The organism is Variovorax sp. WS11, assembly GCF_010499245.1.
Lineage (GTDB): Bacteria > Pseudomonadota > Gammaproteobacteria > Burkholderiales > Burkholderiaceae_C > Variovorax.
Genome location: NZ_JAAGOW010000002.1, coordinates 1,063,035 through 1,087,857 on the forward strand (window position 1 = coordinate 1,063,035; position 24,823 = coordinate 1,087,857).

Annotated in this window: 28 protein-coding genes; 18 read left to right on the top strand and 10 right to left on the bottom strand. The window is 69.0% G+C overall.

Going from position 1 to position 24,823, the window contains the following annotated elements; translation table 11 throughout:
• The first annotated feature begins 24 nt into the window (after nt 1–24).
• The 5 genes from GXN78_RS25535 (at nt 25) to GXN78_RS25555 (ending at nt 5,067) form a co-directional block, all read left to right on the top strand.
• Nucleotides 25–1,044, top strand: a complete 1,020-nt coding sequence (locus GXN78_RS25535; protein WP_106556508.1) for an ABC transporter substrate-binding protein — start codon at nt 25–27, stop codon at nt 1,042–1,044.
• A 36-nt stretch (nt 1,045–1,080) separates the two neighbouring features.
• A complete protein-coding gene (locus GXN78_RS25540; protein WP_106556509.1) occupies nt 1,081–2,190 on the top strand; it encodes an LLM class flavin-dependent oxidoreductase in 1,110 nt (369 codons plus the stop codon).
• A 12-nt stretch (nt 2,191–2,202) separates the two neighbouring features.
• Nucleotides 2,203–3,024, top strand: a complete 822-nt coding sequence (locus GXN78_RS25545) for a class II aldolase/adducin family protein (protein WP_106556510.1) — start codon at nt 2,203–2,205, stop codon at nt 3,022–3,024.
• A gap of 11 nt (nt 3,025–3,035) precedes the next feature.
• Nucleotides 3,036–4,004: an ABC transporter substrate-binding protein gene (locus GXN78_RS25550; protein WP_106556511.1), complete on the top strand. Its 969-nt coding sequence runs from the start codon at nt 3,036–3,038 to the stop codon at nt 4,002–4,004.
• Nucleotides 4,005–4,134: 130 nt separating this feature from the next.
• Nucleotides 4,135–5,067, top strand: coding sequence for a CysB family HTH-type transcriptional regulator (locus GXN78_RS25555; protein ID WP_106556512.1), 933 nt, complete (start codon nt 4,135–4,137; stop codon nt 5,065–5,067).
• An 11-nt stretch (nt 5,068–5,078) separates the two neighbouring features.
• Here GXN78_RS25555 and GXN78_RS25560 read toward each other — a convergent pair whose 3' ends face one another.
• Together GXN78_RS25560 and GXN78_RS25565 are read right to left on the bottom strand one after the other, a co-directional pair.
• Entirely contained in the window at nt 5,079–5,618 is a 540-nt protein-coding gene (locus tag GXN78_RS25560) for a DUF1697 domain-containing protein (RefSeq protein ID WP_106556513.1), read from the bottom strand.
• A gap of 10 nt (nt 5,619–5,628) precedes the next feature.
• A complete protein-coding gene (locus tag GXN78_RS25565) occupies nt 5,629–6,306 on the bottom strand; it encodes a YceH family protein (protein WP_106556514.1) in 678 nt (225 codons plus the stop codon).
• Nucleotides 6,307–6,419: 113 nt separating this feature from the next.
• Between GXN78_RS25565 and metG the strand changes: the two genes are divergently transcribed.
• Genes metG through GXN78_RS25580 form a run of 3 tightly spaced genes read left to right on the top strand, consistent with a single transcriptional unit; the run spans nt 6,420 to nt 10,456 of the window.
• Complete coding sequence (metG, locus tag GXN78_RS25570) at nt 6,420–8,498, top strand: methionine--tRNA ligase (RefSeq protein WP_106556515.1); 2,079 nt, start codon at nt 6,420–6,422, stop codon at nt 8,496–8,498.
• A gap of 30 nt (nt 8,499–8,528) precedes the next feature.
• Entirely contained in the window at nt 8,529–8,735 is a 207-nt protein-coding gene (locus GXN78_RS25575) for a hypothetical protein (RefSeq protein ID WP_106556598.1), read from the top strand.
• A 47-nt stretch (nt 8,736–8,782) separates the two neighbouring features.
• Nucleotides 8,783–10,456 carry a SulP family inorganic anion transporter gene (locus GXN78_RS25580; protein WP_106556516.1) on the top strand — a complete coding sequence of 558 codons (1,674 nt, stop codon included), beginning with the start codon at nt 8,783–8,785 and terminating at the stop codon, nt 10,454–10,456.
• On the opposite strand, the gene GXN78_RS25585 is transcribed toward GXN78_RS25580, so the two are convergent.
• Nucleotides 10,453–10,962: an outer membrane protein assembly factor BamE gene (locus GXN78_RS25585; protein ID WP_106556517.1), complete on the bottom strand. Its 510-nt coding sequence runs from the start codon at nt 10,960–10,962 to the stop codon at nt 10,453–10,455. The genes GXN78_RS25580 and GXN78_RS25585 overlap by 4 nt on opposite strands.
• Nucleotides 10,963–11,002: 40 nt before the next feature.
• On the bottom strand, nt 11,003–11,674 hold the full coding sequence (locus GXN78_RS25590; RefSeq protein WP_106556518.1) for a hypothetical protein: 672 nt from the start codon (nt 11,672–11,674) through the stop codon (nt 11,003–11,005).
• A gap of 139 nt (nt 11,675–11,813) precedes the next feature.
• Between GXN78_RS25590 and GXN78_RS25595 the strand changes: the two genes are divergently transcribed.
• The 8 genes from GXN78_RS25595 (at nt 11,814) to GXN78_RS25630 (ending at nt 17,978) form a co-directional block, all read left to right on the top strand.
• Nucleotides 11,814–12,020 carry a DUF3460 family protein gene (locus GXN78_RS25595; RefSeq protein WP_106556519.1) on the top strand — a complete coding sequence of 69 codons (207 nt, stop codon included), beginning with the start codon at nt 11,814–11,816 and terminating at the stop codon, nt 12,018–12,020.
• 108 nt (nt 12,021–12,128) lie between these two features.
• The gene (locus tag GXN78_RS25600) at nt 12,129–12,926 is read left to right on the top strand and encodes a ScpA family protein (RefSeq protein ID WP_181360537.1); all 798 of its coding nucleotides are present in this window, start codon (nt 12,129–12,131) and stop codon (nt 12,924–12,926) included.
• Between the two features lie 22 nt (nt 12,927–12,948).
• On the top strand, nt 12,949–14,535 hold the full coding sequence (gene nadB, locus GXN78_RS25605) for an L-aspartate oxidase (RefSeq protein ID WP_106556520.1): 1,587 nt from the start codon (nt 12,949–12,951) through the stop codon (nt 14,533–14,535).
• Nucleotides 14,536–14,713: 178 nt separating this feature from the next.
• Nucleotides 14,714–15,115, top strand: coding sequence for an aspartate 1-decarboxylase (gene panD, locus GXN78_RS25610; RefSeq protein ID WP_106556521.1), 402 nt, complete (start codon nt 14,714–14,716; stop codon nt 15,113–15,115).
• Between the two features lie 73 nt (nt 15,116–15,188).
• Entirely contained in the window at nt 15,189–16,073 is an 885-nt protein-coding gene (gene panB / locus GXN78_RS25615) for a 3-methyl-2-oxobutanoate hydroxymethyltransferase (RefSeq protein WP_106556522.1), read from the top strand.
• Between the two features lie 9 nt (nt 16,074–16,082).
• Nucleotides 16,083–16,913 (top strand): pantoate--beta-alanine ligase, encoded by an 831-nt coding sequence (gene panC / locus GXN78_RS25620; RefSeq protein WP_106556523.1) that lies wholly within the window; start codon nt 16,083–16,085, stop codon nt 16,911–16,913.
• Between the two features lie 7 nt (nt 16,914–16,920).
• Nucleotides 16,921–17,559 carry a 7-carboxy-7-deazaguanine synthase gene (gene queE / locus GXN78_RS25625; RefSeq protein WP_106556524.1) on the top strand — a complete coding sequence of 213 codons (639 nt, stop codon included), beginning with the start codon at nt 16,921–16,923 and terminating at the stop codon, nt 17,557–17,559.
• Between the two features lie 41 nt (nt 17,560–17,600).
• Nucleotides 17,601–17,978, top strand: coding sequence for a 6-carboxytetrahydropterin synthase (locus GXN78_RS25630; RefSeq protein ID WP_106556525.1), 378 nt, complete (start codon nt 17,601–17,603; stop codon nt 17,976–17,978).
• A gap of 97 nt (nt 17,979–18,075) precedes the next feature.
• Here the strand turns inward: GXN78_RS25630 and nadA are convergent, their stop codons facing one another.
• The 6 genes from nadA to GXN78_RS25660 all read right to left on the bottom strand — a co-directional run bounded on the left by nadA (nt 18,076) and on the right by GXN78_RS25660 (nt 22,429).
• The gene (gene nadA / locus GXN78_RS25635; protein WP_106556526.1) at nt 18,076–19,203 is read right to left on the bottom strand and encodes a quinolinate synthase NadA; all 1,128 of its coding nucleotides are present in this window, start codon (nt 19,201–19,203) and stop codon (nt 18,076–18,078) included.
• A 3-nt stretch (nt 19,204–19,206) separates the two neighbouring features.
• Nucleotides 19,207–20,085 (bottom strand): carboxylating nicotinate-nucleotide diphosphorylase, encoded by an 879-nt coding sequence (nadC, locus tag GXN78_RS25640; RefSeq protein ID WP_106556527.1) that lies wholly within the window; start codon nt 20,083–20,085, stop codon nt 19,207–19,209.
• 40 nt (nt 20,086–20,125) lie between these two features.
• Nucleotides 20,126–21,121: an NAD(P)H-dependent glycerol-3-phosphate dehydrogenase gene (locus GXN78_RS25645; protein WP_106556528.1), complete on the bottom strand. Its 996-nt coding sequence runs from the start codon at nt 21,119–21,121 to the stop codon at nt 20,126–20,128.
• Between the two features lie 28 nt (nt 21,122–21,149).
• Nucleotides 21,150–21,614 (bottom strand): protein-export chaperone SecB, encoded by a 465-nt coding sequence (gene secB / locus GXN78_RS25650; RefSeq protein ID WP_106556529.1) that lies wholly within the window; start codon nt 21,612–21,614, stop codon nt 21,150–21,152.
• 116 nt (nt 21,615–21,730) lie between these two features.
• Nucleotides 21,731–21,991, bottom strand: coding sequence for a glutaredoxin 3 (grxC, locus tag GXN78_RS25655; protein WP_106556600.1), 261 nt, complete (start codon nt 21,989–21,991; stop codon nt 21,731–21,733).
• Between the two features lie 30 nt (nt 21,992–22,021).
• On the bottom strand, nt 22,022–22,429 hold the full coding sequence (locus GXN78_RS25660) for a rhodanese-like domain-containing protein (RefSeq protein ID WP_106556530.1): 408 nt from the start codon (nt 22,427–22,429) through the stop codon (nt 22,022–22,024).
• Between the two features lie 73 nt (nt 22,430–22,502).
• Between GXN78_RS25660 and gpmA the strand changes: the two genes are divergently transcribed.
• Complete coding sequence (gene gpmA / locus GXN78_RS25665; RefSeq protein ID WP_106556531.1) at nt 22,503–23,246, top strand: 2,3-diphosphoglycerate-dependent phosphoglycerate mutase; 744 nt, start codon at nt 22,503–22,505, stop codon at nt 23,244–23,246.
• A 103-nt stretch (nt 23,247–23,349) separates the two neighbouring features.
• Complete coding sequence (locus GXN78_RS25670) at nt 23,350–24,792, top strand: S41 family peptidase (RefSeq protein WP_106556532.1); 1,443 nt, start codon at nt 23,350–23,352, stop codon at nt 24,790–24,792.
• Nucleotides 24,793–24,823 lie beyond the last annotated feature (31 nt).

A 24,823-nucleotide genomic window follows, 5' to 3' on the forward strand; every position in this document is an offset into this window, starting at 1 on the left:
ACCAGCGAGGAAAGCGCGAACGCCATGACATCGAAAGCAGAAAGCGGCCCGGCAAGCTGGTCGCGCCGGCAATGGCTGCAGGCCGCCGGGGCGGCTGCAGCCCTCGGTGCCGCCGGCCCGCGGGCGAAGGCGGCGACGCCCCCCGATCTCTCCGGCCTCACGCTGCGCATCGGCACCTACAAGGGCCTCTGGCGCCCGCTCATCGAGGCCTCCGGAGAAGGCAAGACGCCTTATCGCATCGACTGGCGCGAACTCAACAACGGCGTGCTGCACATCGAGGCGATCCAGGGCGATGCGCTGGACCTCGGCTCGGGCAGCGAGATCCCGGCCCTCTTCGCGGCGCGGCAGAAGGCGCCGGTGCGCTTCGTCGCCGTGATCCACGAGGACCTCAACAACCAGGCGACGCTGGCGCGCAAGGACGCGCCGATCCGCGGCATTGCCGATCTCAAGGGCCGGCGCGTGGGCTATGTGCGGGCGACCACCTCGCACTACTACCTGAGCAAGCAACTGGCCGAGGTCGGCCTGTCCTTCAACGACATCCAGGCGGTCAACCTGAGCCCCGCGGACGGCCTCTCGGCCTTTGCGCGCGGCGACCTCGATGCCTGGGCCATCTACGGCTACAACGGCCAGCTGGCCCGCACCCGGTACGGGGCGCGCATCCTCAAGACCGGCAAGGGCTACCTCTCGGGCAACTTCCCCGTGTACGCCAACCCGCGCGCGGTGGATGACCCGCTGCGCCATGCCGCCCTCACCGATTTCCTGTTGCGCCTGCAGCGCGCCTATGCCTGGGCCAACGGCAACTACCTGGCCTACGCCAAGGCGCAGTCGGCCGAAACGCGGGTGCCGGTGGGCGACCTGATCGAGCTCTTCAACGGCCGCAGCAACGACTACGCGCTGGGCCCGGTCACCAACGCCGCGCTGCGCAGCCACCAGGAGGTGGCCGACACCTTCCTGAAGCTGGGCGTGCTCGACGGCCCGGCCGAGGTGGCGCCGCTGTGGGACCGCAGCTTCGGCGCGGCACTGGCGCGCGGCAACCCCGCCTGAGCCCTTCTTCTTTTTTCATCTGCAAGGAAGCCCTCCATGAGCGACAGCGACATCGAATTCATCGGCATGATCCAGGCCCAGAAGGTCTCGGAGATCCATCCCGCGCGCGGCCCCGCGATCGACCGCGACTACGTGCGCGCCTTCGCGCAGGCGCACGAGGCGGCCGGCTTCGACCGCGTGCTGGTGCCGCACCATTCGGTGAGCCCCGACGCCACGCTGACCGTGGCCTACGCGGCTTCGGTCACCGAGCGCATCCACTTCATGCTGGCGCACCGCCCCGGCTTCGTGGCGCCCACGCTGGCGGCGCGCCAGTTCGCCTCGCTCGACCAGTTCAGCGGCGGGCGCCTGGCCGTGCACTACATCTCGGGCGGCTCGGACGATGAGCAGAAGCGCGACGGCGACTGGCTGGACCACGACCAGCGCTATGCACGCACCGACGAATACCTCGACGTGCTGCGCAAGGTCTGGACCCACGACAAGCCTTTCGACCACGAGGGCGCGCACTACCGCTTCCAGGGCGCCTTCTCGGAGGCGAAGCCGCTGCAGACGCAGAAGGGGCGGCCGCACGTGCCGGTGTATTTCGGCGGCGCCTCGGAGGCCGCGATTCCCGTGGCCGGCAAGCATGCCGATGTCTATGCGCTGTGGGGCGAGTCGCTGGACCAGGCGCGCGAGCTCACCGGCCGCGTGCGCGCCGAGGCTGCGAAGCACGGCCGCAGCGTGCGCTTCTCGGTCTCCTTCCGCCCCATCCTGGCCGACACCGAAGAGAAGGCCTGGGCGCGCGCCGACGCGATCCTGGCCGAGACCCGGCGCCTGCGCGTGGTGCAGGGCTACAGCCGCGGCGGCCCGCTGCAGAGCGAAGGCGCGCGGCGCCTGCTGGCCGCGGCCGAGCAAGGCACGCGCCTCGACAAGCGCCTGTGGACCGCGATCGCACAGGAGACCGGCGGGCGCTCCAACAGCACGGCGCTGGTGGGCACGCCCGAGCAGGTGGCCGAGGCGCTGCTGGACTACCACGCGCTCGGCGTGACCACCTTCCTGATCCGCGGCTTCGATCCGCTGGAGGATGCGATCGACTATGGCCGCGAGCTGATCCCGCGCACGCGCGAGTTGGTGGGCGAGCGCGTGGCTGCGCGCCGCCAGGCAGCTTGACCCCTCATCCCAATGACTGCCGTCCTCGATCTCGATCGGCCGCACAGCCGGCTGCCACTGAATCCCAACCCGCAGCAGAAATACTGGTTCGACCCACCCGTGCCCCGCACCAGCATCGAGGCCGAGCGCCGCCATCGCCAGGCGCGCCTGGCCGGCGCCTTCCACCTGTTCGCGCGCTTCGGCTTCGCGCAGGGGCTCGCGGGCCACATCACGGCGCGCGACCCCGAGTTGACGGACCACTTCTGGGTCAACCCGCTGGGCGTGCACTTCTCGCGCATCAAGGTCTCGGACCTGCTGCTGGTCAATGCCAGGGGCGAGACCGTGATCGGCGAGCGGCCGCTCAACAAGGCGGCCTTCGCGATTCATGCGGCGATCCACGAATACAACCCGAAGATCATCGCCGCAGCGCATACGCACTCGACCTACGGCAAGGCCTGGTCCACGCTCGGCCGCAAGCTCGACACGCTCACGCAGAACAGCTGCGTGTTCCACGAAGACCACGCCCTCTTCGACGACTTCACCGGGATGGTGGTCGACGAGAGCGAGGGCCTGCGCATCGCCAGGGCGCTGGGCAATCGCAAGGGCGCGATCCTCAAGAACCACGGCATCCTGAGCGCCGGCCCCACGGTCGAGGCCGCGGCCTGGTGGTACATCGCGCTCGACAACGCCTGCCACACACAGCTGCTCGCCGAGGCGGCCGGCAAACCGCAGCCGATCGACGAAGCGGTGGCGCGCCACACGCATGGCCAGATCGGTGGACCCGAGGGCGCGCTGCATGCCTTCGAGAGCCTGTACGAAGGGCTGGTCGAGGCCGAGCCCGAGCTTCTTCTCTAGGGACTTCACGCATGACCAACGACTTTTCTGCGCTTTCGCGCCGCCGCTTCGCCGCAGGTGCCTTCGCCGGTGCCGCGAGCCTGGCACTGCCGACCGCTGCGCTGCGCGCCCAGTCGCGCCCAGTGCTCAAGGCCGGCGACCAGAAGGGCGGCCTGCGCGCGCTGCTCGAAGCGGCCGGCGGACTCGAAGGCCTCGGCTACGACATCCAGTGGTCGGAGTTCCCCGCCGCGGCGCCCTTGGCAGAAGCGCTCAATGCGCAGGCGGTGGACTCGGGCCCGATCGGCGATGCGCCGCTGGTCTTCGCGCTGGCCGCGGGCACCAAGGTCAAGGCCATCGGCGCCAACCGCTCCGACTCCTATGGCACGGCCGTGCTGGTGCGCACCGATTCGCCGCTGAAGAGCGCGGCCGATCTCAAGGGCAGGAGCGTGGCCACCAACCGCGGCTCGATCGGCCACTACATCACGCTCAAGGCCATCACCGCGGCCGGCCTGCAGCCCGAGGATGTGACCCTGCGCTTCCTCGCGCCGGCGGACGCCAAGCTCGCGCTGACGCAAGGCTCTGTCGATGCCTGGGCCACCTGGGAACCGTACACCGCGCTGGCCGAGACCAGCGGCCATGCACGCGTGCTGGCCAGCGGCCGCGGCCTGCTGCCGGGCCTGAGCTATCTGGCCGCCACCGATGCGGCCATCGCCGCCAAGCGGCCGCTGCTGCAAGACTTCCTGCAGCGCGTGGTGCGCGCGCAGCGCTGGTCCTTGCGTAACGTCGATGCCTTCTCGGCCACGCTGGCCCGCATCATCGGCATCCCGGCCGATGCCGCGAAGCTGCAGTTCGAGCGGCGCCAGCAGAAGTGGGTGCCCATCGATGCGAAGGTGATCGCCGACCAGCAGGGCACGGCGGACTTCTACCGCCAGGTCGGGCTCATCAAGCAGCCGTTGGACGTGCGCGGGACCTTCGACCTGGGCTTCTCCGCGCAAGGCTGAAGAGGACCGATGAGGATTCCAAAGATGAGTTGATTATTTGGAATCAACAATTCGGTCGTTCCTCCATCCGATGCCGCTGGGGACAATGGCTCGCCACGCCCTCTCGGGCGCCGTCTCCCGTTGCAGCATCATGAATTTCCAACAACTGCGCTCGGTGCGCGAAGCCGTGCGCCGCGGATTCAACCTCACCGAGGTCGCCCACAGCCTCCACACCTCCCAGCCCGGCGTGAGCCGGCAGATCCGCGAGCTCGAGGAAGAGCTGGGCATCGAGCTCTTCGTGCGCGCCGGCAAGCGCCTCACGGGGCTGACCGAGCCCGGCGGCCATGTGCTGCCGATCATCGAGCGCATGCTGCTGGAGAGCAGCAACCTGCGGCAGGCGGGCCAGGAATTCGTCGCGCGGCAGAGCGGCCTGCTGTCGGTGGCGGCCACGCATTCGCAGGCGCGCTACGCGCTGCCGGTGGCGGTGCAAGAGTTCCGCGGCCGCTTCCCCGACGTCAAGCTGCACCTGCACCAGGGCTCGCCCAAGCAGATCGCCCAGATGCTGCTGGACGGCGATGCCGACGTCGGCATCGCGACCGAGGCGCTGGGCGACTACGCCCAGCTTGTGGCGCTGCCCTGCTACCGCTGGACGCATTCGGTGATCGTGCCGCCGGGGCATGCGCTGCTCGACGGCCCGCTCACGCTGGAGGCGCTCGCGCGGCATCCGCTGATCACCTACGACAACGGCTTCACCGGCCGCAACCGGATCGACCATGCCTTCGAGTCGCAGGGCCTGGCGCCCCACATCGTGCTGACCGCGATGGATGCCGACGTGATCAAGACCTACGTGCAGCTGGGCATGGGCGTGGGCATCGTGGCCGGCATCGCCTACGAGGCGGAGCGCGACACCCAGCTGCGCGCGCTCGACGCCGGGCCGCTGTTCGGCATCAACCACACCAAGCTGGCGGTGCGGCGCGGCAGCTACCTGCGCGGCTATGTGCATGCCTTCATCGAGTCCTTCGCGCCGACGCTGACGCGCGAGGTGGTCGAGCAGGCGCTGGCTTCGGAGGCCGGCGACGACTAAGGACGCCAGCTTCAGCCGTGCTTGTCGACCAGCCGCACCACCGTGTTCCAGGCCCGCGTGCTCGCCGGCGTCCCCAGCAGTTTTTCCAGGAAGGCATTGGGGCTGCCCGGTGTGTTGCCGACCACGCGGGACGCGCTGAAGACCTCGCCTTCGGTGGCGCTCAGCAACACGACGTCGTCGCGCTTCGAGACCAGCGGCAGCGCGGGCAGTGCCGGATGCTTCGCGTCCAGGAAGGTGATGCAGACCTCGTAGACGCTGTCGCGATCCACGCGCGCAAAGGGGTCGAGAGCGACCAGCTCCGCCAGCTGCTCGACGCTGCGCAGGAAGCCCGGCTCGCGCAGGCCGCATTCGGCAGCCATCGTCTGCGAGGCCTGGGCCAGCACCTTGCGCGCCAGGGTCTTGGTGCGCGCCTCGAAGACCAGCGTGCCGTTGGTCAGCAAGGAGGCGGCCGACTCGGCGCCGGCCGCCAGGAAGGCCGCTTCGAACTGCGCCCGAGTGGGGCAGCGCGGTCGGCCCAGGTTGAGGTTGCGGAAGAAGACCGCGTGCTTCATGCGCGGGGCTTCAGGCCTGGTCCGCGATGCCCAGCTCCGAACAGATACGGGCAGTCAGCGTCTTGAGGGCCGCGACCTCGGCCTCGAGCCGGGCGACGTTGAGCTTCAGGGCCGCCACCTCGCCGAGCGACGCATCGCCGCCGCGGCCCGCCGGCGCTGCCGCCCCCTCCAGCATCTGCTCCGACGGCGGGCCGGAGAGCAGCTGCATCCAGCGGTTCTCGCGCGCCCCCGGCAGCCGACCCAGCTTCACGACCAGCGCGCCGGCCGGCCGCTCGGCCAGCTCGTCCAGGAAGGCCTCGACCGAGGAGATGTCGGCGAAGTTGTGCATGCGCTCGGTGGCGATGCGCAGCTCGCCGGCGGTCTGCGGGCCGCGCAGCATCAGCACCGTGAGCAGGATGGTGGACTGGGAGGGCACGCGCAGCACGCGCTCGACGTTGTGCTCGTAGCGCGAGACGCGCCCGCCGCTCGACTCCATGACCAGGCTGTAGCCCTTGAGGCTGTCCAGCGCAGCCTGGGCATCGGTCTCGGACAGCTCCATCAGCGGGTTGCGGCTGGTCTTCTGGTTGCAGCCGGCCACCAGGGTGTTGAGCGTCAGCGGGTAGCTGTCGGGCACGGTGCGCTGTTTCTCGGCGAGCACGCCGAGCACGCGGGTTTCGATGGCGGACAGGATCGGCAGGGCGGAGGTCATGGCAGCGATTCGAAAGGGAGGCCAAAGTGTAAGCGCCGGGCGCCGCCTAAAATGCCCCTCCCGCCGGCCGCACGGCCGCGGCTTTCGTCCGTTCCCCCAGAAAGCGCCCCTCGATGTCCCAGCGCAAGCTCTTCGTCACCACCGCCCTGCCGTATGCCAACGGCAAGTTCCACGTCGGCCACATCATGGAATACATCCAGGCCGACATCTGGGTGCGGTTCCAGCGCATGCAGGGCCACATGGTGCATTTCGTGGGGGCCGACGACGCGCACGGCGCGCCGATCATGATCGCGGCCGAGAAGGCCGGCAAGACGCCGCAAGCGTTCGTCGGCGAGATCGCGGCCGGCCGCAAGGAATACCTCGACGGCTTCCACATCCGCTTCGACAACTGGCACTCGACCGACAGCGCCGAGAACACCGAGCTGGCCCAGGGCATCTACAAGCGGCTCAAGGCGGGCGGCATGATCGCCACGCGCACCATCGAGCAGTTCTACGACCCGGTCAAGGGCATGTTCCTGCCCGACCGCTACATCAAGGGCGAATGCCCGGTGTGCCACGCCAAGGACCAGTACGGCGACTCCTGCGAGGTGTGCAGCAGCGTGTACGCGCCCACCGAGCTGATCAGCCCCTACTCCACGTTGACGGGCGCGGCGCCCGAGCTGCGCAGCTCCGAGCACTTCTTCTTCAAGCTCTCCGGCCCGAAGGTGGTCGACTTCCTCAAGGGCTGGACGCAGGACGGCAAGCTGCAGCCCGAGATGGCGAAGAAGGCCAGCGAATGGTTCGAGGCCGGGATGGCCGACTGGGACATCTCGCGCGAGGCGCCGTACTTCGGCATCGAGATCCCCGACGCGCCGGGCAAGTACTTCTACGTCTGGCTGGACGCGCCCATTGGGTACCTCGCCAGCCTGAAGAACCATTTCGACAAGGGCCAGGCCGCGCAGCACTGGCACGCGCCGTCGCAGACCCGGCAAAGCTTCGACGAGTTCGTGGCCGACCCCGCGGTGGAGCAGGTGCACTTCATCGGCAAGGACATCGTCTACTTCCACACGCTGTTCTGGCCCGCGATGCTGCAGTTCAGCGAGCGCAAGACGCCCAGCCAGGTGAACGTGCACGGCTTCATCACCGTCTCGGGCGAGAAGATGAGCAAGAGCCGCGGCACCGGCATCGACCCGCTCAAGTACCTCTCGATCGGCATGAACCCCGAGTGGCTGCGCTACTACATCGCCGCCAAGCTCAATGCCAAGGTGGAGGACGTCGACTTCAACCCCGACGACTTCATTGCCCGCGTGAACGCCGACCTGATCGGCAAGTACATCAACATCGCGAGCCGCGCGGCCGGCTTCATCGCCAAGCGCTTCGGCGGCAAGCTGGGCATCGTGAGCACCGATGGCGCGGCGCTGCTGGCGACGCTGCAGGAAGCCGCACGGCCGCTGGCCGCGCTGTACGACGGGCGCGACTTCGCGCGTGCCCTGCGCGAGATCATGGCGCTGGCCGACAAGGTCAACGAGTACGTGGACCAGAACAAGCCCTGGGAACTCGCCAAGCAGGCCGGCATGGAGGCGCGCCTGCACGATGTGTGCACCACCTGCATCGAGGCCTTTCGCTTGATGACCGTCTACTTGAAGCCGGTGCTGCCCGCGCTGGCGGCGCAGGTCGAGGGCTTCCTGCGCAGCGAGCCGCTGGTGTTCGCCGATGCGGCGCGGCTGCTCGGAGAAGGCCATGCGATCGCCGAGTACAGGCACCTGATGCAGCGCGTCGATGTCAAGCAGATCGACCAGCTGTTCGAACCGCCGGAGCCCGCACCCGAAGCCGCCGCTGCCACCGCCCTTCCGGGCGGCGAGGGCATCGCTCCCACCATCACCATCGACGACTTCGCCAAGATCGACCTGCGCATCGCGCAAATCGTGGCCTGCCAGAAGGTCGAGGGCTCCACCAAGCTGCTGCACCTGACGCTCGATGCCGGCGAGGGCCGCACGCGCAACGTCTTCTCCGGCATCGCCTCGGCCTATGAGCCCGAGCAGCTGGTGGGCAAGCTCACCGTGCTGGTCGCCAACCTCGCGCCGCGGAAGATGAAGTTCGGCGTTTCCGAAGGCATGGTGCTGGCCGCCAGCCATGCCGACGAGAAAGCCGAGCCCGGCATCTACGTGCTCGAGCCCGGGCCTGGCGCCAAGGCCGGGATGCGGGTACGCTGACGCGCCGCCACTATTCGGGATCCATCGATGATGAAACGCACCGCCCTGGCCGTTCTCGTTCTCGCCCTCGCCCTCCCGATGGGCGGCTGCGCCGTGGTCACGGTCGCCGGCACCGCGGTGAGCGTCACCGCCGGTGCCGTGGGCCTGGCGGCCGATGCGGCGATCGGCACCGCGCGCATCACCGGCAAAGCGGTGGGCGCCGCGGCCGATGCGGTGCTGCCCGGCAACGACGAATGATGGGTGGCCGGTAACAGGCCACTTGAACGGGCGTCCACAATAGCGCCATGAGTTCGCCCCTGCCGATCGCACGCTTCCGCCCCCGATTGATCGACGCGCTGGCAGGCTACGACAGGCAGCGCTTTCTCAAGGACCTCGGCGCCGGCGTCACGGTGGGCATCGTGGCGCTGCCGCTGGCGATGGCCTTCGCGATCGCCTCCGGGCTCAAGCCCGAGGCCGGCATCTGGACCGCGATCATCGCCGGCTTCCTGATCTCCGCCCTGGGCGGCTCCGCGGTGCAGATCGGCGGGCCGGCCGGCGCCTTCATCGTGATCGTCTACGGCATCGTGGAGCGCTACGGCGTGGCCAACCTGCTGATCGCCACCGCCTGCGCCGGCCTCCTGCTGTTCCTGATGGGGCTGTTCCGGCTCGGCACCCTGGTGCGCTATGTGCCGGTGTCGATCGTGATCGGCTTCACCAACGGTATCGCCATGCTGATCCTGATCTCCCAGATCAAGGACTGGCTGGGCCTGGCGATTCCGAAGATGCCGGCCGACATGTTCTCGCAGCTGCACACGCTGGCCATCCACCTCGACACCTTCAACCCCTATGCCTTCGGCCTCGGCCTGGCCTGCCTCGCCGGCCTGTTCGTGTGGCCCACGCTGCTGCACGACAAGACGCGCTTCGGCTACGCGGTGCACCTGGTGCTGGGCCGCATGGCTGAGCTGCGCGCGGTGCGCGCCGGCTCCCGCGTGCCGGGGCCGATCGTCGCGCTGGTCACGCTCACGCTGGTGTCCTGGGGCTTCAGCCTGCCGGTGGAAACCATCGGCACGCGCTTCGGCGGCATTCCCGAAGGCGTGGCGAGCTTTGCCCTGCCCGAGTTCTCGTGGGAGACGGTGAAGCAGCTGGTGACGCCCACCCTCACCATCGCGCTGCTCGGCGCGATCGAGTCGCTGCTGTGCGCGCGCGTGGCCGACCAGGCCAGCGGCCAGCCGCGCCACGATCCGAACCAGGAGCTGATGGCGCAGGGCGTCGCCAACCTGGTCACGCCTTTCTTCGGCGGCATGCCGGCGACCGGCACCATCGCGCGCACCGTGACCAATGTGCGCGCCGGCGGGAGCACGCCGGTCGCGGGCATGGTGCACGCCGTCACGCTGCTGGTGGTGGTGCTGCTGGCCGCACCGCTCGCGCAGCATGTGCCGCTGGCGGTGCTGGCCGGCATCCTGGTCTTCGTGGGCTGGAACATGGGCGAGTGGCGCGAGTTCTCGCCCTACATGCTGCGCCGCTTCAGCCGGCACTACCGGCTGCTGATGCTGGGCACCTTCTTCCTCACGGTGGTCTTCGACCTCACGGTGGCGGTGCAGGCGGGCATCGTGCTGGCCTGTGCGCTGTTCGTGCGCCGCATGAGCCAGCTCTTCAGCATCGAGATGGTCTCGCTGCAGCCGCCGGTGCTGACCTTCAAGCTCTACGGCGCCCTCTTCTTCGGCGCCGCCGCCAAGCTGGACCCGACGATGCAGGCCATCGAGCGGGCGCCGCGCGGCATGACGGTGGTGCTCGATGCGATGCACCTGATCTCGCTCGACGCCACCGGGCTGGACGCCCTGCGCCAGGTGCACAGGGCGGTGCTGGCGCGTGGCGGCGTGCTGCGCTTCGAGTCGGTGCAGGCGCAGCCGCTCGAGGTGATGGAGCGCTCGGGCTTCGTGGAAGAGCTGCGGACGGGCGCGCCCGCAGCGGCCGATTAGTTGGCGTTCGCCTCGGTGCTGCGATCGGGCGAGGAGCCCGCGCTCACCACCCGCTGGTCGTCGTTCAACGTGGCGATGAACACCATCGGCGAGTTCGGCGGCTGCACCCAGCGCCATTCCCAGGCGGTCTCGTTCTTGAGCGGATAGGGCGTGCGCCGCGCCGGCTTGCCCAGCAGCTTGCGCAGGTCTTCCATCGCCATGCCGGGGCGCACCCGGGCGAAGTTCTCGGGTGTGAGCACCTGGCGCAGTGCCGCCATCTTGCCGTCGGGCCCGATGGTGATCATGTAGTTCTTCTGGCCCTGCGGCTGGCGGTTGTATTCGAAGACGCGGCCGGCGGGCGAGTCCCAGATGTTCTCGGGCTCGCCGAAGCGCGCGCGCACGTGGGCTTCGGTCGAGACGCCCTCTTCCAGCTCGCTGATGCGCTTCGGGTCGCAGCCCGCCAGCCAGAGCCCGGCGGCCAGCAAGGCGGCCACCGCGACTCTGCGCGCGATTCGTCGTTGCACCATTCGACCCCCTTCAATTCAAACAGGGGTCGAGTCTATGCGTTCAGTTTTGCGCAAAGCAGTACAACAAACCGCCACCGCCGGTCGATTTGAGCGCGTCCATGCTGCAGCCCCGGGTGGGATGCGAGGCGTTCCAGGACTTCATCGGCGGACTCTCGTTGAGCCCGATGCGATCGTGATGGCCCACGATGGCCGAGCCCTCGCCGCTCTTGGTCCAGTTGCCGCAGGTGTTGTCCTTGCCGTCGCTGATGGCGCGCCCGTCGTCCGTGGAGCCGGTCAGGATGTCGTGCAGGTTCACAGGGTCCCCGCGCCCGCTGATGATCGCGCCCTTCTCCGTCAGGGCGGTCTGCTTGTTGAGCTTGTTGTTGGCGCCGTGCAGGTCGTCGACGCCGCTGGCGATCTGCTCGCCCTTGGCATTGACCCAGGGACCCTTGCCGATGCGGTCGCGCGCGTTCACCGCGGGGCTTCCGGCCATGGCGCTGTCGCTGAGGTAGGCGCGCCAGGTGCGGCCGCCGGCCCCGGCGCTCGCGGCCAGGCTCTGGCAATAGCGGTCGGCGCCCGCCAGCCCGCCGAAATCGGCCCCCTTGCCGGGATTGGCGCTGGTCACGAAGAAGCTCATCTTGCTTTGCGGCGGGCTGCCCATCATGCCGCTACAGGCCGCCAGCGCGATGGCCGCCGTGGTCGTCGAAACGAGGTACACCAATTTCCGGCGCATGGGCTGTCTCCTTGGGGTTGTTGGAGCAGCCACGCTACCCCATGGCTCCGGCCTCAACAAGAAGGAATCCACCCGTGCCGGTCTTCGGGGATTCGGCCCCGGTAAAATTCGCCACCAAAGGTCCAACGGTCCAAACGCCATGTCCATCTTCGCCCGCCCCCACTACACCTCGGAAATCACCGGCTTCATCGAGGAGATGAAGCAGAAGAAGCCAACGCTCGAAGCCGAGCAGCGCTTCGGCCGCGCCCTGCTGTGGGACAAGCACCTCGACCGCAGCGCGCTCGAGGAGTACCGCGAAGCCCGGGTGCCGCAGCAGCCCTACGTCTACCAGACGCGCGTCAAGTAAGTGCCCATCCGGCCCGTTGCAACCCACCGGGATGCGAGCGCGAGCGAGGAAGCCAGCTCCGCCGGGCCCGAGATCGTCGTGGACGAGGACGCCCGGCCGATCGCCCCCATGCCCGAGGTGATCGACCAGGTCGCGCTGGCCCGGCTCTACGGCGAGCCGCTGTTCGCGCTGCCGAACGACCTCTACATCCCGCCCGAGGCGCTGCAGGTTTTTCTCGAGGCCTTCGAAGGGCCGCTGGACCTGCTGCTCTACCTGATCCGCAAGCAAAACTTCAACATCCTCGACATCCCGATGGCGGGGCTGACGCGCCAGTACCTGGCCTATGTCGACCAGGTGCGCCGGACCAACCTCGAGCTGGCGGCCGAGTACCTGCTGATGGCGGCGATGCTGATCGAGATCAAGTCGCGCATGCTCCTGCCGCCCAAGAAGACGGCCGAGGGCGAGGAGGTCGAGGACCCGCGCGCCGAGCTGGTGCGCCGCCTGCTCGAATACGAACAGGCCAAGCTGCAGGCCGCCTCGCTCAGCGCCATGCCGCAGGCCGGGCGCGATTTCTGGAAGGCGCAGGTCTACATCGAGCAATCGCTCAAGCCGCGCTTTCCCGACGTGAACGTGGTCGACCTGCGCGACGCCTGGGCCGACATCCTGCGCCGCGCCAAGCTCGTGCAGCACCACAAGATCTCGCGCGAGGAGCTCAGCGTGCGCGAGCACATGAGCATCGTGCTGCGCCACCTGCAGGGCCGGCAGTTCGTCGAGTTCGAGAAGCTGTTCGACGTCAGCCGCGGCACGCCGGTGTTGATCGTCACCTTCATCGCGATGCTCGAGCTGGCGAAAGAGACGCTGATCGACATCACGCAGGCCGAGGCCTTCGCGCCCATCTACGTCCGGCTGGCCTACGCGCCGGCCTGAGTTCGCCACCTTCCCCTCTTCCATGGCATCTCACGATTTCGACGTTCTCATCGTCGGCAGCGGGCTCGCCGGCCTCAGCGCCGCGCTGCACCTCGCGCCCACGCACCGCGTGGCGGTGATCACCAAGCGGGCGCTGGCCGACGGCGCCAGCCAGTGGGCGCAGGGCGGGATCGCCGCGGTGCTGGGCGAGGACGACAGCCTGCAGTCCCATGTCGACGACACCCTGGTCGCCGGTGCCGGACTCTGCGACCTGGCGGCCACCCGCTTCGTCGTGGAGCATGCGCCCGAGGCCATCGCCTGGCTGCGCGACCTGGGCGTGCCCTTCTCGCTGGAGAACGGCGAACTGCACCTGACGCGCGAGGGCGGCCACAGCCAGCGCCGCATCGCCCATGTCACCGATGCCACCGGCGCCGCGGTGCAGCGCACGCTGATCGATACGGTACGCCTCACGCCCAACGTCACGCTGTTCGAGCAGCACACGCTGGTGGACCTGATCACCGGCAGCAAGCTGGGCCTGAAGGACCCGGCCTGCCTGGGCCTCTATGCGCTGGACGAGGCGACCGACGAGGTGCTGACCTTCCGCGCGCCCCACACGATCCTTGCCACCGGCGGCGCCGGCAAGGTCTACCTCTACACCACCAACCCCGACACGGCCACCGGCGACGGCATCGCCGCGGCCTGGCGCGCGGGCTGCCGGGTGGCGAACATGGAGTTCATCCAGTTCCATCCGACCTGCCTGTACCACCCGCATGCCAAGTCCTTCCTGATCAGCGAGGCGGTGCGGGGCGAAGGCGGCCTGCTCAAGCTGCCTGAATTGGCGGGGGGGACCCGCTTCATGCCCGCTCACGACGAGCGCGCCGAGCTCGCCCCGCGCGACGTGGTGGCGCGCGCCATCGACTTCGAGATGAAGAAGCACGGGCTCGATTGCGTGCACCTGGACATCTCGCACCAGAGCCCGGCCTTCCTGCACGAGCATTTCCCCAACATCCTGGCGCGCTGCGCGGAGCTGGGCATCGACATCACGCGCGATCCGATCCCGGTGGTGCCGGCGGCACACTACACCTGCGGCGGCGTGCTCACCGACCTCGCGGGCCGCACCGACGTACCGGGCCTGCACGCCATCGGCGAGACCGCCTGCACCGGGCTGCACGGTGCCAACCGGCTGGCCAGCAACTCGCTGCTGGAATGCATGGTGTTCGCGCGCGCCGCGGCGCAGGCGATCGCCGAAGCGCCGGTCCGTGCCGATGCCGCGCTGCCGGCGTGGGACGACAGCCGTGTCACCGACGCCGACGAGACCGTGGTCATCTCGCACAATTGGGACGAGCTGCGCCGCTTCATGTGGGACTACGTGGGCATCGTGCGCACCAACAAGCGGCTGGAGCGCGCGGCCCACCGCATCGCGCTGCTGGAGCGGGAGATCCAGGAGTTCTACGCCCATTTCCACGTCACGCGCGACCTGCTCGAGCTGCGCAACCTGGTGCAGGTGGCCGAGCTCATCGTGCGTTCGGCGCAGGCGCGGCGCGAGAGCCGCGGGCTGCACTTCAGCCGCGACTATCCTTTGCTCGCCGCGCCCGCAGCGCCGACCATCCTGGTGCCGCCGGCAGCCTGAGCTGCGGGCCGCTTCGCAGGCAATCGGCGAAACCAAAGTTCCTGGCCGGAATTTTTATTTGAATGGTTCTCCACTAGCATTCGTCGCCTTTTCTGCCATCGCCCGCCACTGCCCGGCACCGCCTGCCTCCTGGCCGTCGGCGGGATTCCTCCCCACCCAACTCTTCGCCTCATCCCCCATGTTCCGTACCCTGCTCAAGTCCAAGATCCACCGCGCGACCGTTACCGATTGCGAACTGCACTACGAGGGCTCCTGCGCCATCGACGAAGACCTGCTGGAAGCCGCCAACCTGGCCGAGAACGAGCAGATCCACGTCTGGAACATCAACAACGGCGAGCGCTTCGTGACCTACGCGATCCGCGGCCAGCGCGGCAGCGGCATCATCTCGCTCAACGGCTCGGCCGCGCGCCGGGCTTCGGTGGGCGACCTGGTCATCATCGCGGCCTTCGGGCTGGTCCCGGAGGACCAGGTGCGCGGCCACCAGCCGAAGCTGGTGTTCATGGACGAAGCCAACCGCATCAAGGAAGAGCGCGCGCATATCCCGGTGCAGGCCGCATCGGGCGAGGCCGTTCCGGCCTGAGCGCAGTTGCCGCGGCGCGTTGCCGCGTCCCACCCCCGACGCGGCCTGCGGCCGATACGGAGAAAACCCGACCATGCCATCCACGCCTGCCGCCAGCGCGACCACGCCCTACGGCACTCTGCCGCCCGCCTCGGCACCCGCCCAGCGCAAGCCGCTGAGCCTGCCGCGCCTGGCCGACATGCACGCGCGCGGCGAGAAGATCACCATGCTGACCGCCTACGACGCCACCTTCGCGGCCATGGCCGACGCGGCGGGCGTCGAATGCATCCTGGTCGGCGATTCGCTCGGCATGGTCTGCCAGGGCCTGCACAGCACGGTAGGCGTGACGCTGGAAACCATGCGCTACCACACCGAAAGCGTGTTCCGCGGACTGCACCGCGTGCAGGGCACGGCCTGGCTGATCGCCGACCTGCCCTTCGGCAGCTACCACGAGTCGCGCGAGCAGGCGCTGCGCAGCGCCTCGGTGCTGATGCAGGCCGGCGCCCACATGGTCAAGCTTGAAGGCGGCGGCTGGACCACCGACACCGTGCGCTTCCTGGTCGAGCGCGGCATCCCGGTCTGCGCCCACCTGGGCCTCACGCCGCAAACGGTGCATGCGCTGGGCGGCTACCGCGTGCAGGGCAAGGGCGACGAGGCCGCGTTCCGGCTCAAGCGCGAGGCCCACGCCTTGCAGGATGCCGGCGCGGCGATGCTGGTGCTGGAGATGGTGCCGGCCGCGCTGGCGGCGGAGCTCACCGGCGAGCTGAAGCACTGCGCCACCATCGGCATCGGTGCCGGCCGCGGCACCGCGGGCCAGGTGCTGGTGCTGCACGACATGCTGGGCATGAACCTCGGCAAGATGGCGAAGTTCGTGCGCAACTTCATGCAAGGCGCCGACGGCATCGCGCCGGCCATCGAGGCCTATGTGCGCGCGGTGAAGGACGGCAGCTTTCCCGACGACCGGCTCCACGCCTGGTAGGAACACCCCATGCACATCGCACGCACCCTTCCCGAACTGCGCGAATTCCTCGGCCGCTACAGCCGTCCCGCCTTCGTCCCCACGATGGGCAACCTGCATGAAGGCCACCTGGCGCTCGTGCAGCAAGCCAAGCCGCTGGGCGACGTCACGGTGGCCAGCATCTTCGTCAACCGCCTGCAGTTCCTGCCGCACGAGGACTTCGACACCTACCCGCGCACGTGGGACGGCGACTGCGAGAAGCTGCGCTCGGTGGGTTGCGACCTGCTGTTCGCGCCCGACGAGAAGACGCTCTACCCCGAGCCCCAGACCTGCAAGGTGCATCCCGATCCGGCGCTCGCCGACATCCTCGAAGGTCATTTCCGGCCCGGCTTCTTCGTCGGCGTGTGCACCGTGGTGATGAAGCTCTTCGGCTGCGTGCAGCCGCGCTTCGCGATGTTCGGCAAGAAGGACTACCAGCAGCTCATGACGATCCGCCACATGGTGCGGCAGTTCGCGCTGCCCATCGAGATCGTCGGCAGCGAGACGCGGCGCGCCGAGGACGGCCTGGCGCTGTCCTCGCGCAACGGCTACCTGAGCGAGGCCGAGCGGGCCGAGGCGGTGCAGCTCTCGAAGGCCCTGCGCGCCATGGCCGATGCGGTGCACTCGGGCGAGCGCGATTTCGCGGCGATCGAGGCGCGTGCGATGCGTTCGCTGGAAGCGCGGGGCTGGCAACCCGACTACATGGTGCTGCGCCGCTGCGCCGACCTGCAGGCACCGGCGGCCGGCGAGCCATTGGTGGCACTGGCTGCGGCCCGGCTCGGCAAGACGCGCCTGATCGACAACCTGGAAATCGACGGCTGACTTCTGGATGAGCTACAGCGTCAAGGAAATCTTCTACACCCTGCAAGGCGAAGGCGGACAGGCCGGCATGCCCGCCGTGTTCTGCCGCTTTGCAGGCTGCAACCTGTGGAGCGGCCGCGAGCAGGACCGCGACAGCGCCGTCTGCCGCTTCTGCGACACCGATTTCGTGGGCACCGACGGCACGCTGGGCGGCAAGTTCGCGAGCGCCGGGTCGCTCGCCGACGTCATCGCCGCGCAATGGCCGGCCGGGGACGCCGAGCACCGGCTGGTGGTGCTCACCGGCGGCGAGCCGCTGCTGCAGGTGGACGCCGAGCTGATCGCCGCACTGCACGCGCGCCGCTTCCGGATCGCGGTGGAGAGCAACGGCACCATCGCCGCGCCCGAGGGCATCGACTGGCTGTGCATCAGCCCGAAGGCCGGCGCGCCCTGGGTCCAGCGCAGCGGGCAGGAGCTCAAGCTCGTCTGGCCGCAGCCCGGCCTCGAGCTCGACGTACTGGAGGCGCAAGGGCGGTTTGCACACCGCTTCCTGCAGCCGATGGACGGCCCGACCCAGGCCGAGAACACGGCGCTGTGCATCGACACCTGCATGCGCCGGCCCGGCTGGCGACTGAGCCTCCAGACTCACAAGCTGACCGGCATCCGCTGAAGCTCACCCCGGGCGGCGCGCAGCGCCCCCACCTGTACCCGATGCCCATTCCGCAACTCACCCTCAGCCAACGCTTCTTCTTCGACGCCGCCCATACGCTGCGGCGCGAGATCGAGTCCGAAGGCAGCCGCCGCATCCACGGCCATACCTACCATGCGGAGGTCTCGGTCCGCGGCCCGCTCGATCCCGCCACCGGCATGGTCATCGACCTCGGCCTGCTGCGCGAACGCCTGCAGGCAGTGCGCGGGCGGCTCGATCATCATTTGCTCGACGACGTGCCGGGCCTGGGCATCCCGACGCTGGAGAACCTGTGCCTGTTCATCTCCCGTGCGCTGGCCGACCTGCAGCCGCCGCCTTCGCGGGTGCGCGTCTGGCGCGATGCGCTGGGCGACGAGTGCCTGCTCGAGCTCGCCGCTTGAGCAGGTGTGAGCCCCGAACGGCGGGCATCGCCATTTCGGGCCACCGGTTCGTCGAGCTGCGCGTCGCGAGATCCGATCAGCGCGCGGACGGGCGCTGTCAGGCCGCGCCGATGCCGGCCACCAGGCTGCCCGCCGGCTGGCCCTTCTTGAGGCCCGCGGTGAAGGCCAGCATGCGGTCGATCGGCACGCGCGCACGCAGGCCCAATGCCGGATCGACATGCACTTCGCCCTCGCCCGTCTCCAGCACGCGGGCCAGGTCGGCCAGACCGTTCATCGCCATCCACGGGCAGTGCGCGCAGCTTTTGCAGGTGGCGCCGTTGCCGGCGGTGGGCGCCTCGATGAAGGTCTTGCCGGGGTTGAGCGTGCGCAGCTTGTGCAGCAGGCCGGTGTCGGTGGCGACGATGAACTCGCGCGCGTCCAGGCGCTGCGCGGCGGCGAGGATGCCCGAGGTGGAGCCCACGGCGTCGGCCAGCGCGATCACCGATGCCGGCGACTCGGGGTGCACCAGGACCTTGGCGCCGGGATGGGCCTCGATCAGCAGTTCCAGCTCGAGCGACTTGAACTCGTCGTGCACGATGCAGGCGCCGTCCCAACTCAGCATGTCGGCACCGGTCTCGCGGCGGATGTAGTCGCCCAGGTGCCGATCGGGCGCCCACAGGATCTTGCGGCCTTGCGTATGCAGGGCGCCCACCACGTCGAGCGCGCAGCTGGAGGTGACCAGCCAGTCGGCGCGCGCCTTCACGGCGGCGCTGGTGTTGGCGTAGACGACCACGGTGCGGTCCGGATGCTGGTCGCAGAAGGCGCTGAAGGCTTCGACCGGGCAGCCGAGGTCGAGCGAGCAGGTGGCGTCCGGGTCGGGCATCAGCACGCGCTTCTCGGGCGACAGGATCTTGGCCGTCTCGCCCATGAAGCGCACGCCGGAGACGACCAGCGTCTGCGCCGCATGGTCGCGGCCGAAGCGCGCCATCTCGAGCGAGTCGCTGACGAGGCCGCCGGTTTCCTCGGCCAGGTCCTGCAGGTCGGGATGCACGTAGTAGTGCGAGACCATCACCGCATTGCGCTCGCGCAGCAGGCGGCGGATGCGCGCCTTGAGCGCCTCGCGCTCGGCCGGCGCGGGCTCGGGCGGCACGCGGGCCCAGGCATGGCGCGTGTCGCAGACGGCGCCGGAAACCGGCTGCAGCATCACAGGCTGCTCGTAGTCGACGCTGATGACCGCTGATGTCATGGCTCAGGCTTCCTGGAAACGCATCGAGAAATCGATCGCCTTGATGTCCTTGGTGAGTGCGCCGACCGAGATGCGGTCGACGCCCGTCTCCGCGAGGGCGCGCACGCTGTCCAGCGTGACGCCGCCCGAGATCTCGAGCACGGCGCGGGCGTCTCCGGCCGCATCGTTGCGCCGCACGGCCTCGCGCAGGGTCGCCAGATCCATGTTGTCCAGCAGGATCATGCGCGCGCCCTGAGCCAGCGCCTCGTCGAGCTGGGCCAGGGTCTCGACCTCGATCTCGACGAACTTCGCCCGGCGGCCTGCCTGCGCGGCGGCCCGCAGCGCGGCGCTGACGCCGCCGGCCGCGGCGATATGGTTCTCCTTGATCAGGATGGCGTCGTAGAGGCCGATGCGGTGGTTGGTGCCGCCGCCCGTGCGCACCGCGTATTTCTGCGCCAGGCGCAGGCCGGGCAGGGTCTTGCGGGTGTCGACGATGGCGGCGCGCGTGCCGCGCACAGCCTCCACGTAGCCGGCAGTGCGGGTCGCCACCGCGCTCAGCAGTTGCAGGAAGTTCAGCGCGGTGCGCTCGGCGGTGAGCAGTGCGCGCGCGTCGCCCTCGATCTCGAGCACGACCTGGTCGGCCGCGCAGCGCGCGCCTTCGTCGCCATGCCACGCGATGCGCGCCTGCGGGTCGAGCTGCCGCACGACGGCCTCTGCCCAGGGCGCGCCGCACAGCACGGCGGGCTCGCGCAGCAGCACGCGGGCCGTGGCGCGGCTGCCGGCGGGCACCAGGGCGGCGGTGAGGTCGCCGTCGCCCGCGTCCTCGCGCAGGGCTCGCGCGGCATCGGCGGCGGCCAGCTCGGCGATCCGGGCCGGAGAAAAGTCGAAGAAGTTGTCGTCCATTGCGTGTTGTTCTGTCTGTCTGCGAGCGCTGCGACGGGCTTCAGGGGGTCTCCATGCCCGGCTCGCGTTTCATCAATTCGGCCACCGCCTCGGCGGGCCGCACGCGGCCATCGAGCAGGGCCACGACGCTCTCGGCGATGGGCATCTCGACGCCCAGGTGGCGGGCGCGCTGCACGACCGTGCGCGCGCAATAGACGCCCTCGGCCACGTGGCCGAGCGAATCGACCGCCTGCGCCAGGGTCTGCCCCTGGGCCAGCAGCAAGCCGACCTTGCGGTTGCGCGAGAGATCGCCGGTGGCGGTGAGCACCAGGTCGCCCAGGCCCGAAAGCCCCATGAAGGTGTCGGCCCGCGCGCCCAGGGCCAGGCCTAGGCGCGTCATCTCGGCCAGGCCGCGCGTGATCAGCGCGGCGCGCGCATTGAGGCCGAGGGCCAGGCCATCGGCCAGGCCGGTGGCGATTGCGAGCACGTTCTTGACGGCGCCGCCGACCTCGACGCCCACGATGTCTTCGTTGGCATAGACGCGCAGGCTGGGGCCGTGGAAGGCATCGACCAGCGCGTCGCGCAGATCTGCGTGGGAACTGGCGGCGACCAGCGCGGTCGGCCGGCCCTGCGCGACCTCCTGCGCGAAGCTGGGGCCGCTGAGCACGCCGGCCACCAGGCTTGGCGCCACCTGGGCCTGGACCTCGTGGGCCAGCAAGCCGTCGGCGCCGGCCAGGGCGGGCTCCACGCCCTTGCAGAGCCAGGCCACGGGGCAGGCTGCATCGCGCAATAACAGGAGCTGCTCGCGCAGCGCGGCCATCGGGGTGGCGATGATCGCGAGTTCCGCATCGGCGACCGCGGCGAGCGCAGGGCCGCTGCGAAGGGCGAGGGAAGGCGGGAGCGGGACGCCAGGCAGGTAGCGCGCGTTCTCCCGTGCCGCCGTCATGGCCTGCACCTGGGCCGCGTCGCGCGCCCAGAGGCTGACCGCGTGACGGCCCGCCGCATTGACCGCCAGCGCCGTTCCCCAGGCGCCGGCGCCGAGCACGCAGATCTTCATCGGCGGCTGCGCAATGCGCTCTGGTGTCTTACTGGGTGACGATCGGCGAGGCTTGGCCGGCGGCCTGGGCCTGCTGCTGCTCGAACATGGCCTGGAAGTTGATCTCGGCCAGGTGAACCGGCGGGAAGCCGCCGCGCTGGATCACGTCGGCCACGTTGCCGCGCAGGTAGGGGTAGACGATCTGCGGGCAGGCGATGCCGAGGATCGGGCCCATCTGCTCTTCGGGCAGGTTGCGGATCTCGAAGATGCCGGCCTGCTTGGCCTCGACCAGGAACACGGTGCGGTCCTGGATCTTGGTCTGCACGGTGGCCGAAACGGTGATCTCGAAGATGCCGTCGGTCACGGGCTGGGCATCGACGCCCAGCTGAATGTCGACGGTGGGCTGCTCCTGCTCGAGCAGGATGGCCGGCGAGTTCGGCTGCTCGAGCGACAGGTCTTTCAGGTAGACGCGCTGGATCTGGAAGACGGGGTCTTGGGCTTGCTGGTCGGCCATGGCTGAACTTTCGAAGGTCAAAACAACGCCCGCCGGGGAGAAAGGTGTCCCGAGGGCGGGCTGGAGCGTTGGGATGGAATGAGAGAGGGGCGATTATCGCCCCGCGGCGCAGCCTCTCAGGCGGCCTGCAGCAACGGCATCAGGCCGCCGCGGCCGTCGAGCGCGATCAGGTCGTCGCAGCCGCCCACATGGGTGTCGCCGATGAAGATCTGCGGCACGGTGCGCCGCTGGGTGATGTTCATCATCGTGATGCGGGCCTGCGGATCGCCGTCGATGCGGATTTCTTCGATCTGGTCGACGCCCTTGGCTTTGAGAATTTGCTTCGCGCGAATGCAGTAGGGGCAGACGGCGGTGGTGTACATCTTGACGGCTTGCATCGTGCTCATGTCTGGGAAGGTCTGGGAAGTTCAGGCCTTTTCAACCGGCAGGTTAGCGTCTTTCCAGGATTTCAGCCCGCCGGCCACGGCTTGGGCTTGCTCGTAGCCGAGTTTCTTGGCCACGGCGACCGCGCGCTGGGCCCGAGACCCGGTGGCGCACACCAGCAGCAGCGGCACCGTCTTGTTCTTGACCGCGGCGGCGAGCTTTTCCTCGAGCTGGTTGAGCGGCACGTTCCTGGCGCCGGTCATGTGGCCGGCGGCGAATTCCTCCGGCTCGCGCACATCGACAACCACGGCGCGCTCGCGGTTGATCAGCTGCACCGCGCCCTGCGCCGTCAGCGATCCGGAGTTGGCCCCGCGCAGCAGTGGCCAGGCCAGCATGCCGCCGGAGCTGAGCGCAATCAGGATCAGCATCCAGTTGTCGACGATGAATTTCACGGTGTTCCTCGGTTGGGCAAACGCGAGATTTTAGAATGTCGGGTTTTGGCAAGCGTTCCCAAAGGCCTCCCCCATGCACAAACTGGTACTGATTCGCCATGGCGAATCGACCTGGAATCTCGAAAACCGCTTTACCGGCTGGACCGACGTCGACCTCACCCCCCTGGGCATCGAGCAGGCCAAGCAGGCCGGCCGGCTGCTCAAGGCCGAGGGCTACGACTTCGATGTCGCCTACACCAGCGTGCTCAAGCGCGCCACCCGGACGCTGTGGCACACGCTCGACGAGCTCGACCGCACCTGGCTGCCCGTGGTGCACTCGTGGCGCCTCAACGAGCGCCACTACGGCGGGCTGCAGGGCCTCAACAAGGCCGAGACGGCCAAGAAGTACGGCGACGAGCAGGTGCTGGTCTGGCGCCGCAGCTACAGCGTGCCGCCGCCGCCGCTCGAGCCCAACGACCCGCGCAGCGAGCGCGGCGATCCGCGCTACGCCAAGCTGGCGGCGGAGCAGGTGCCGCTGACCGAATGCCTCAAGGACACGGTCGCGCGCGTGCTGCCCTTCTGGAACGAGTCGATGGCACCGGCGATCCGCGCCGGCCGGCGGCTGGTGGTGTCGGCGCACGGCAATTCGATCCGTGCGCTGGTCAAGTACCTGGACGGCATCTCCGACGACGACATCGTCGGCCTCAACATCCCGAACGGCATCCCGCTTGTCTACGAGCTCGACGACGAGCTCAAGCCGCTGCGGCACTACTACCTCGGCGATGCAGCAGCTGCCGAGAAGGCGGCCGCTGCGGTGGCCGCGCAAGGCAAGGCCTGAAGGCGGGGAAATCTGCCGCGCCGCCCTCGGGTACGCAGAACTCCGGCAGACAATCACCTTCCAAGCTGTGTATATTCGTTTGACAGGCGACAAGGACATTTACATGGGCCAGAAACTCAAGATCACCGGCTGGGTCGCAGCCGGCGCCGTTGCCGGCGCGCTGACCACCGTCTCGTTGCAAACTGTTGCACGAGGTTCACTGGCTCCCCTCCCACTCGAAGAACTGCAGCAGCTTGCCGCCGTGTTCGGCATGGTGAAGAGCGACTACGTCGAGTCGGTCGACGAGAAAAAGCTCATCTCGGATGCGATCTCGGGCATGGTCGCCGGGCTCGATCCGCATTCGCAGTACTTCGACAAGAAGTCCTTCAAGGAATTTCGAGAGGGCACCACCGGCCGCTTCGTCGGCGTGGGCATCGAGATCTCGCAGGAGGACGGCCTGATCAAGGTGGTGTCGCCGATCGAAGGCTCGCCCGCCTTCCGCGCCGGCCTCAAGCCGAACGACATGATCACCCGCATCGACGACACCGCCGTGCGCGGGCTCTCGCTCAACGAGGCGGTCAAGCGCATGCGGGGCGAGGCCAACACCAAGGTGCTGCTGACCATCTTCCGCAAGGACGAGAACCGCACCTTCCCGGTGACCATCACGCGCGAGGAGATCCGCACGCAATCGGTGCGCGGCAAGATGATGGAGCCGGGCTACGGCTGGATCCGCCTGTCGCAGTTCCAGGAGCGCACGGTCGACGACTTCGTCAAGAAGGTCGAAGAGATCTACAAGCAGGACCCCAACCTCAAGGGCCTGGTGCTGGACCTGCGCAACGACCCGGGCGGCCTGCTCGACGCGGCGGTGGCCATCTCGGCCGCCTTCCTGCCCGAGAACGTCACGGTGGTGTCCACCGACGGCCAACTGGCCGAGAGCAAGTCGGTCTACAAGGCCGCGCCGGAGTACTACCAGCGGCGCGCCGGCAGCGACCCCTTGCGCAACCTGCCCGCCGGGCTCAAGACGGTGCCGCTGGTGGTGCTGGTGAACGAAGGCTCGGCCTCCGCCAGCGAGATCGTCGCCGGGGCACTGCAAGACCACAAGCGCGCCATCGTGATGGGCAGCCAGACCTTCGGCAAGGGCTCGGTGCAGACGGTGCGCCCGCTCGGGCCGGACACCGGCCTCAAGATCACGACGGCACGCTACTACACGCCCAGCGGCACCTCGATCCAGGCCAAGGGGATCGTGCCCAACGTGCTGATCGACGAAAGCGCCGAGGGCAGCCCCTTCGCGGCGCTGCGCATGCGCGAGGCCGACCTCGAGAAGCACCTGGCGAGCGGCCAGGGCCCCGAGGCGAAGGACCCCGAGCGCGAGAAGGCCCGCGACGAGGCCCGCAAGCGCCTCGAGGAAGAAGCCAAGAAGCCGCCGCAGGACCGCAAGGTGCCCGAGTTCGGCAACGAGAAGGACTTCCCGCTGGTGCAGGCGCTGAACCGGCTCAAGGGCCAGCCCGTGCTGGTGAGCAAGACCCAAGTGATCGTCGAGAACAAGGAAGAGAAGAAGGAAAACTGATCCCGGCCAAGCTCCCCTGACCGGGGAGCGC

Excerpts from the sequence above, each read along its gene's own strand:
- secB (WP_106556529.1), bottom strand. The coding sequence starts at position 21,614 with ATGGCCGACCAGCAAGCCCAAGACCCCGTCTTCCAGATCCAGCGCGTC.
- panB (WP_106556522.1), top strand. The coding sequence starts at position 15,189 with ATGCCATCCACGCCTGCCGCCAGCGCGACCACGCCCTACGGCACTCTG.
- GXN78_RS25555 (WP_106556512.1), top strand. The coding sequence starts at position 4,135 with ATGAATTTCCAACAACTGCGCTCGGTGCGCGAAGCCGTGCGCCGCGGA.
- GXN78_RS25550 (WP_106556511.1), top strand. The coding sequence starts at position 3,036 with ATGACCAACGACTTTTCTGCGCTTTCGCGCCGCCGCTTCGCCGCAGGT.
- nadB (WP_106556520.1), top strand. The coding sequence starts at position 12,949 with ATGGCATCTCACGATTTCGACGTTCTCATCGTCGGCAGCGGGCTCGCC.
- GXN78_RS25535 (WP_106556508.1), top strand. The coding sequence starts at position 25 with ATGACATCGAAAGCAGAAAGCGGCCCGGCAAGCTGGTCGCGCCGGCAA.
- nadA (WP_106556526.1), bottom strand. The coding sequence starts at position 19,203 with ATGACATCAGCGGTCATCAGCGTCGACTACGAGCAGCCTGTGATGCTG.
- panD (WP_106556521.1), top strand. The coding sequence starts at position 14,714 with ATGTTCCGTACCCTGCTCAAGTCCAAGATCCACCGCGCGACCGTTACC.
- GXN78_RS25545 (WP_106556510.1), top strand. The coding sequence starts at position 2,203 with ATGACTGCCGTCCTCGATCTCGATCGGCCGCACAGCCGGCTGCCACTG.
- GXN78_RS25670 (WP_106556532.1), top strand. The coding sequence starts at position 23,350 with ATGGGCCAGAAACTCAAGATCACCGGCTGGGTCGCAGCCGGCGCCGTT.
- GXN78_RS25540 (WP_106556509.1), top strand. The coding sequence starts at position 1,081 with ATGAGCGACAGCGACATCGAATTCATCGGCATGATCCAGGCCCAGAAG.
- GXN78_RS25565 (WP_106556514.1), bottom strand. The coding sequence starts at position 6,306 with ATGACCTCCGCCCTGCCGATCCTGTCCGCCATCGAAACCCGCGTGCTC.
- GXN78_RS25645 (WP_106556528.1), bottom strand. The coding sequence starts at position 21,121 with ATGAAGATCTGCGTGCTCGGCGCCGGCGCCTGGGGAACGGCGCTGGCG.
- queE (WP_106556524.1), top strand. The coding sequence starts at position 16,921 with ATGAGCTACAGCGTCAAGGAAATCTTCTACACCCTGCAAGGCGAAGGC.
- GXN78_RS25560 (WP_106556513.1), bottom strand. The coding sequence starts at position 5,618 with ATGAAGCACGCGGTCTTCTTCCGCAACCTCAACCTGGGCCGACCGCGC.
- gpmA (WP_106556531.1), top strand. The coding sequence starts at position 22,503 with ATGCACAAACTGGTACTGATTCGCCATGGCGAATCGACCTGGAATCTC.
- metG (WP_106556515.1), top strand. The coding sequence starts at position 6,420 with ATGTCCCAGCGCAAGCTCTTCGTCACCACCGCCCTGCCGTATGCCAAC.
- GXN78_RS25595 (WP_106556519.1), top strand. The coding sequence starts at position 11,814 with ATGTCCATCTTCGCCCGCCCCCACTACACCTCGGAAATCACCGGCTTC.
- GXN78_RS25580 (WP_106556516.1), top strand. The coding sequence starts at position 8,783 with ATGAGTTCGCCCCTGCCGATCGCACGCTTCCGCCCCCGATTGATCGAC.
- GXN78_RS25600 (WP_181360537.1), top strand. The coding sequence starts at position 12,129 with ATGCCCGAGGTGATCGACCAGGTCGCGCTGGCCCGGCTCTACGGCGAG.
- GXN78_RS25575 (WP_106556598.1), top strand. The coding sequence starts at position 8,529 with ATGAAACGCACCGCCCTGGCCGTTCTCGTTCTCGCCCTCGCCCTCCCG.
- nadC (WP_106556527.1), bottom strand. The coding sequence starts at position 20,085 with ATGGACGACAACTTCTTCGACTTTTCTCCGGCCCGGATCGCCGAGCTG.
- GXN78_RS25630 (WP_106556525.1), top strand. The coding sequence starts at position 17,601 with ATGCCCATTCCGCAACTCACCCTCAGCCAACGCTTCTTCTTCGACGCC.
- GXN78_RS25590 (WP_106556518.1), bottom strand. The coding sequence starts at position 11,674 with ATGCGCCGGAAATTGGTGTACCTCGTTTCGACGACCACGGCGGCCATC.
- GXN78_RS25585 (WP_106556517.1), bottom strand. The coding sequence starts at position 10,962 with ATGGTGCAACGACGAATCGCGCGCAGAGTCGCGGTGGCCGCCTTGCTG.
- panC (WP_106556523.1), top strand. The coding sequence starts at position 16,083 with ATGCACATCGCACGCACCCTTCCCGAACTGCGCGAATTCCTCGGCCGC.
- grxC (WP_106556600.1), bottom strand. The coding sequence starts at position 21,991 with ATGCAAGCCGTCAAGATGTACACCACCGCCGTCTGCCCCTACTGCATT.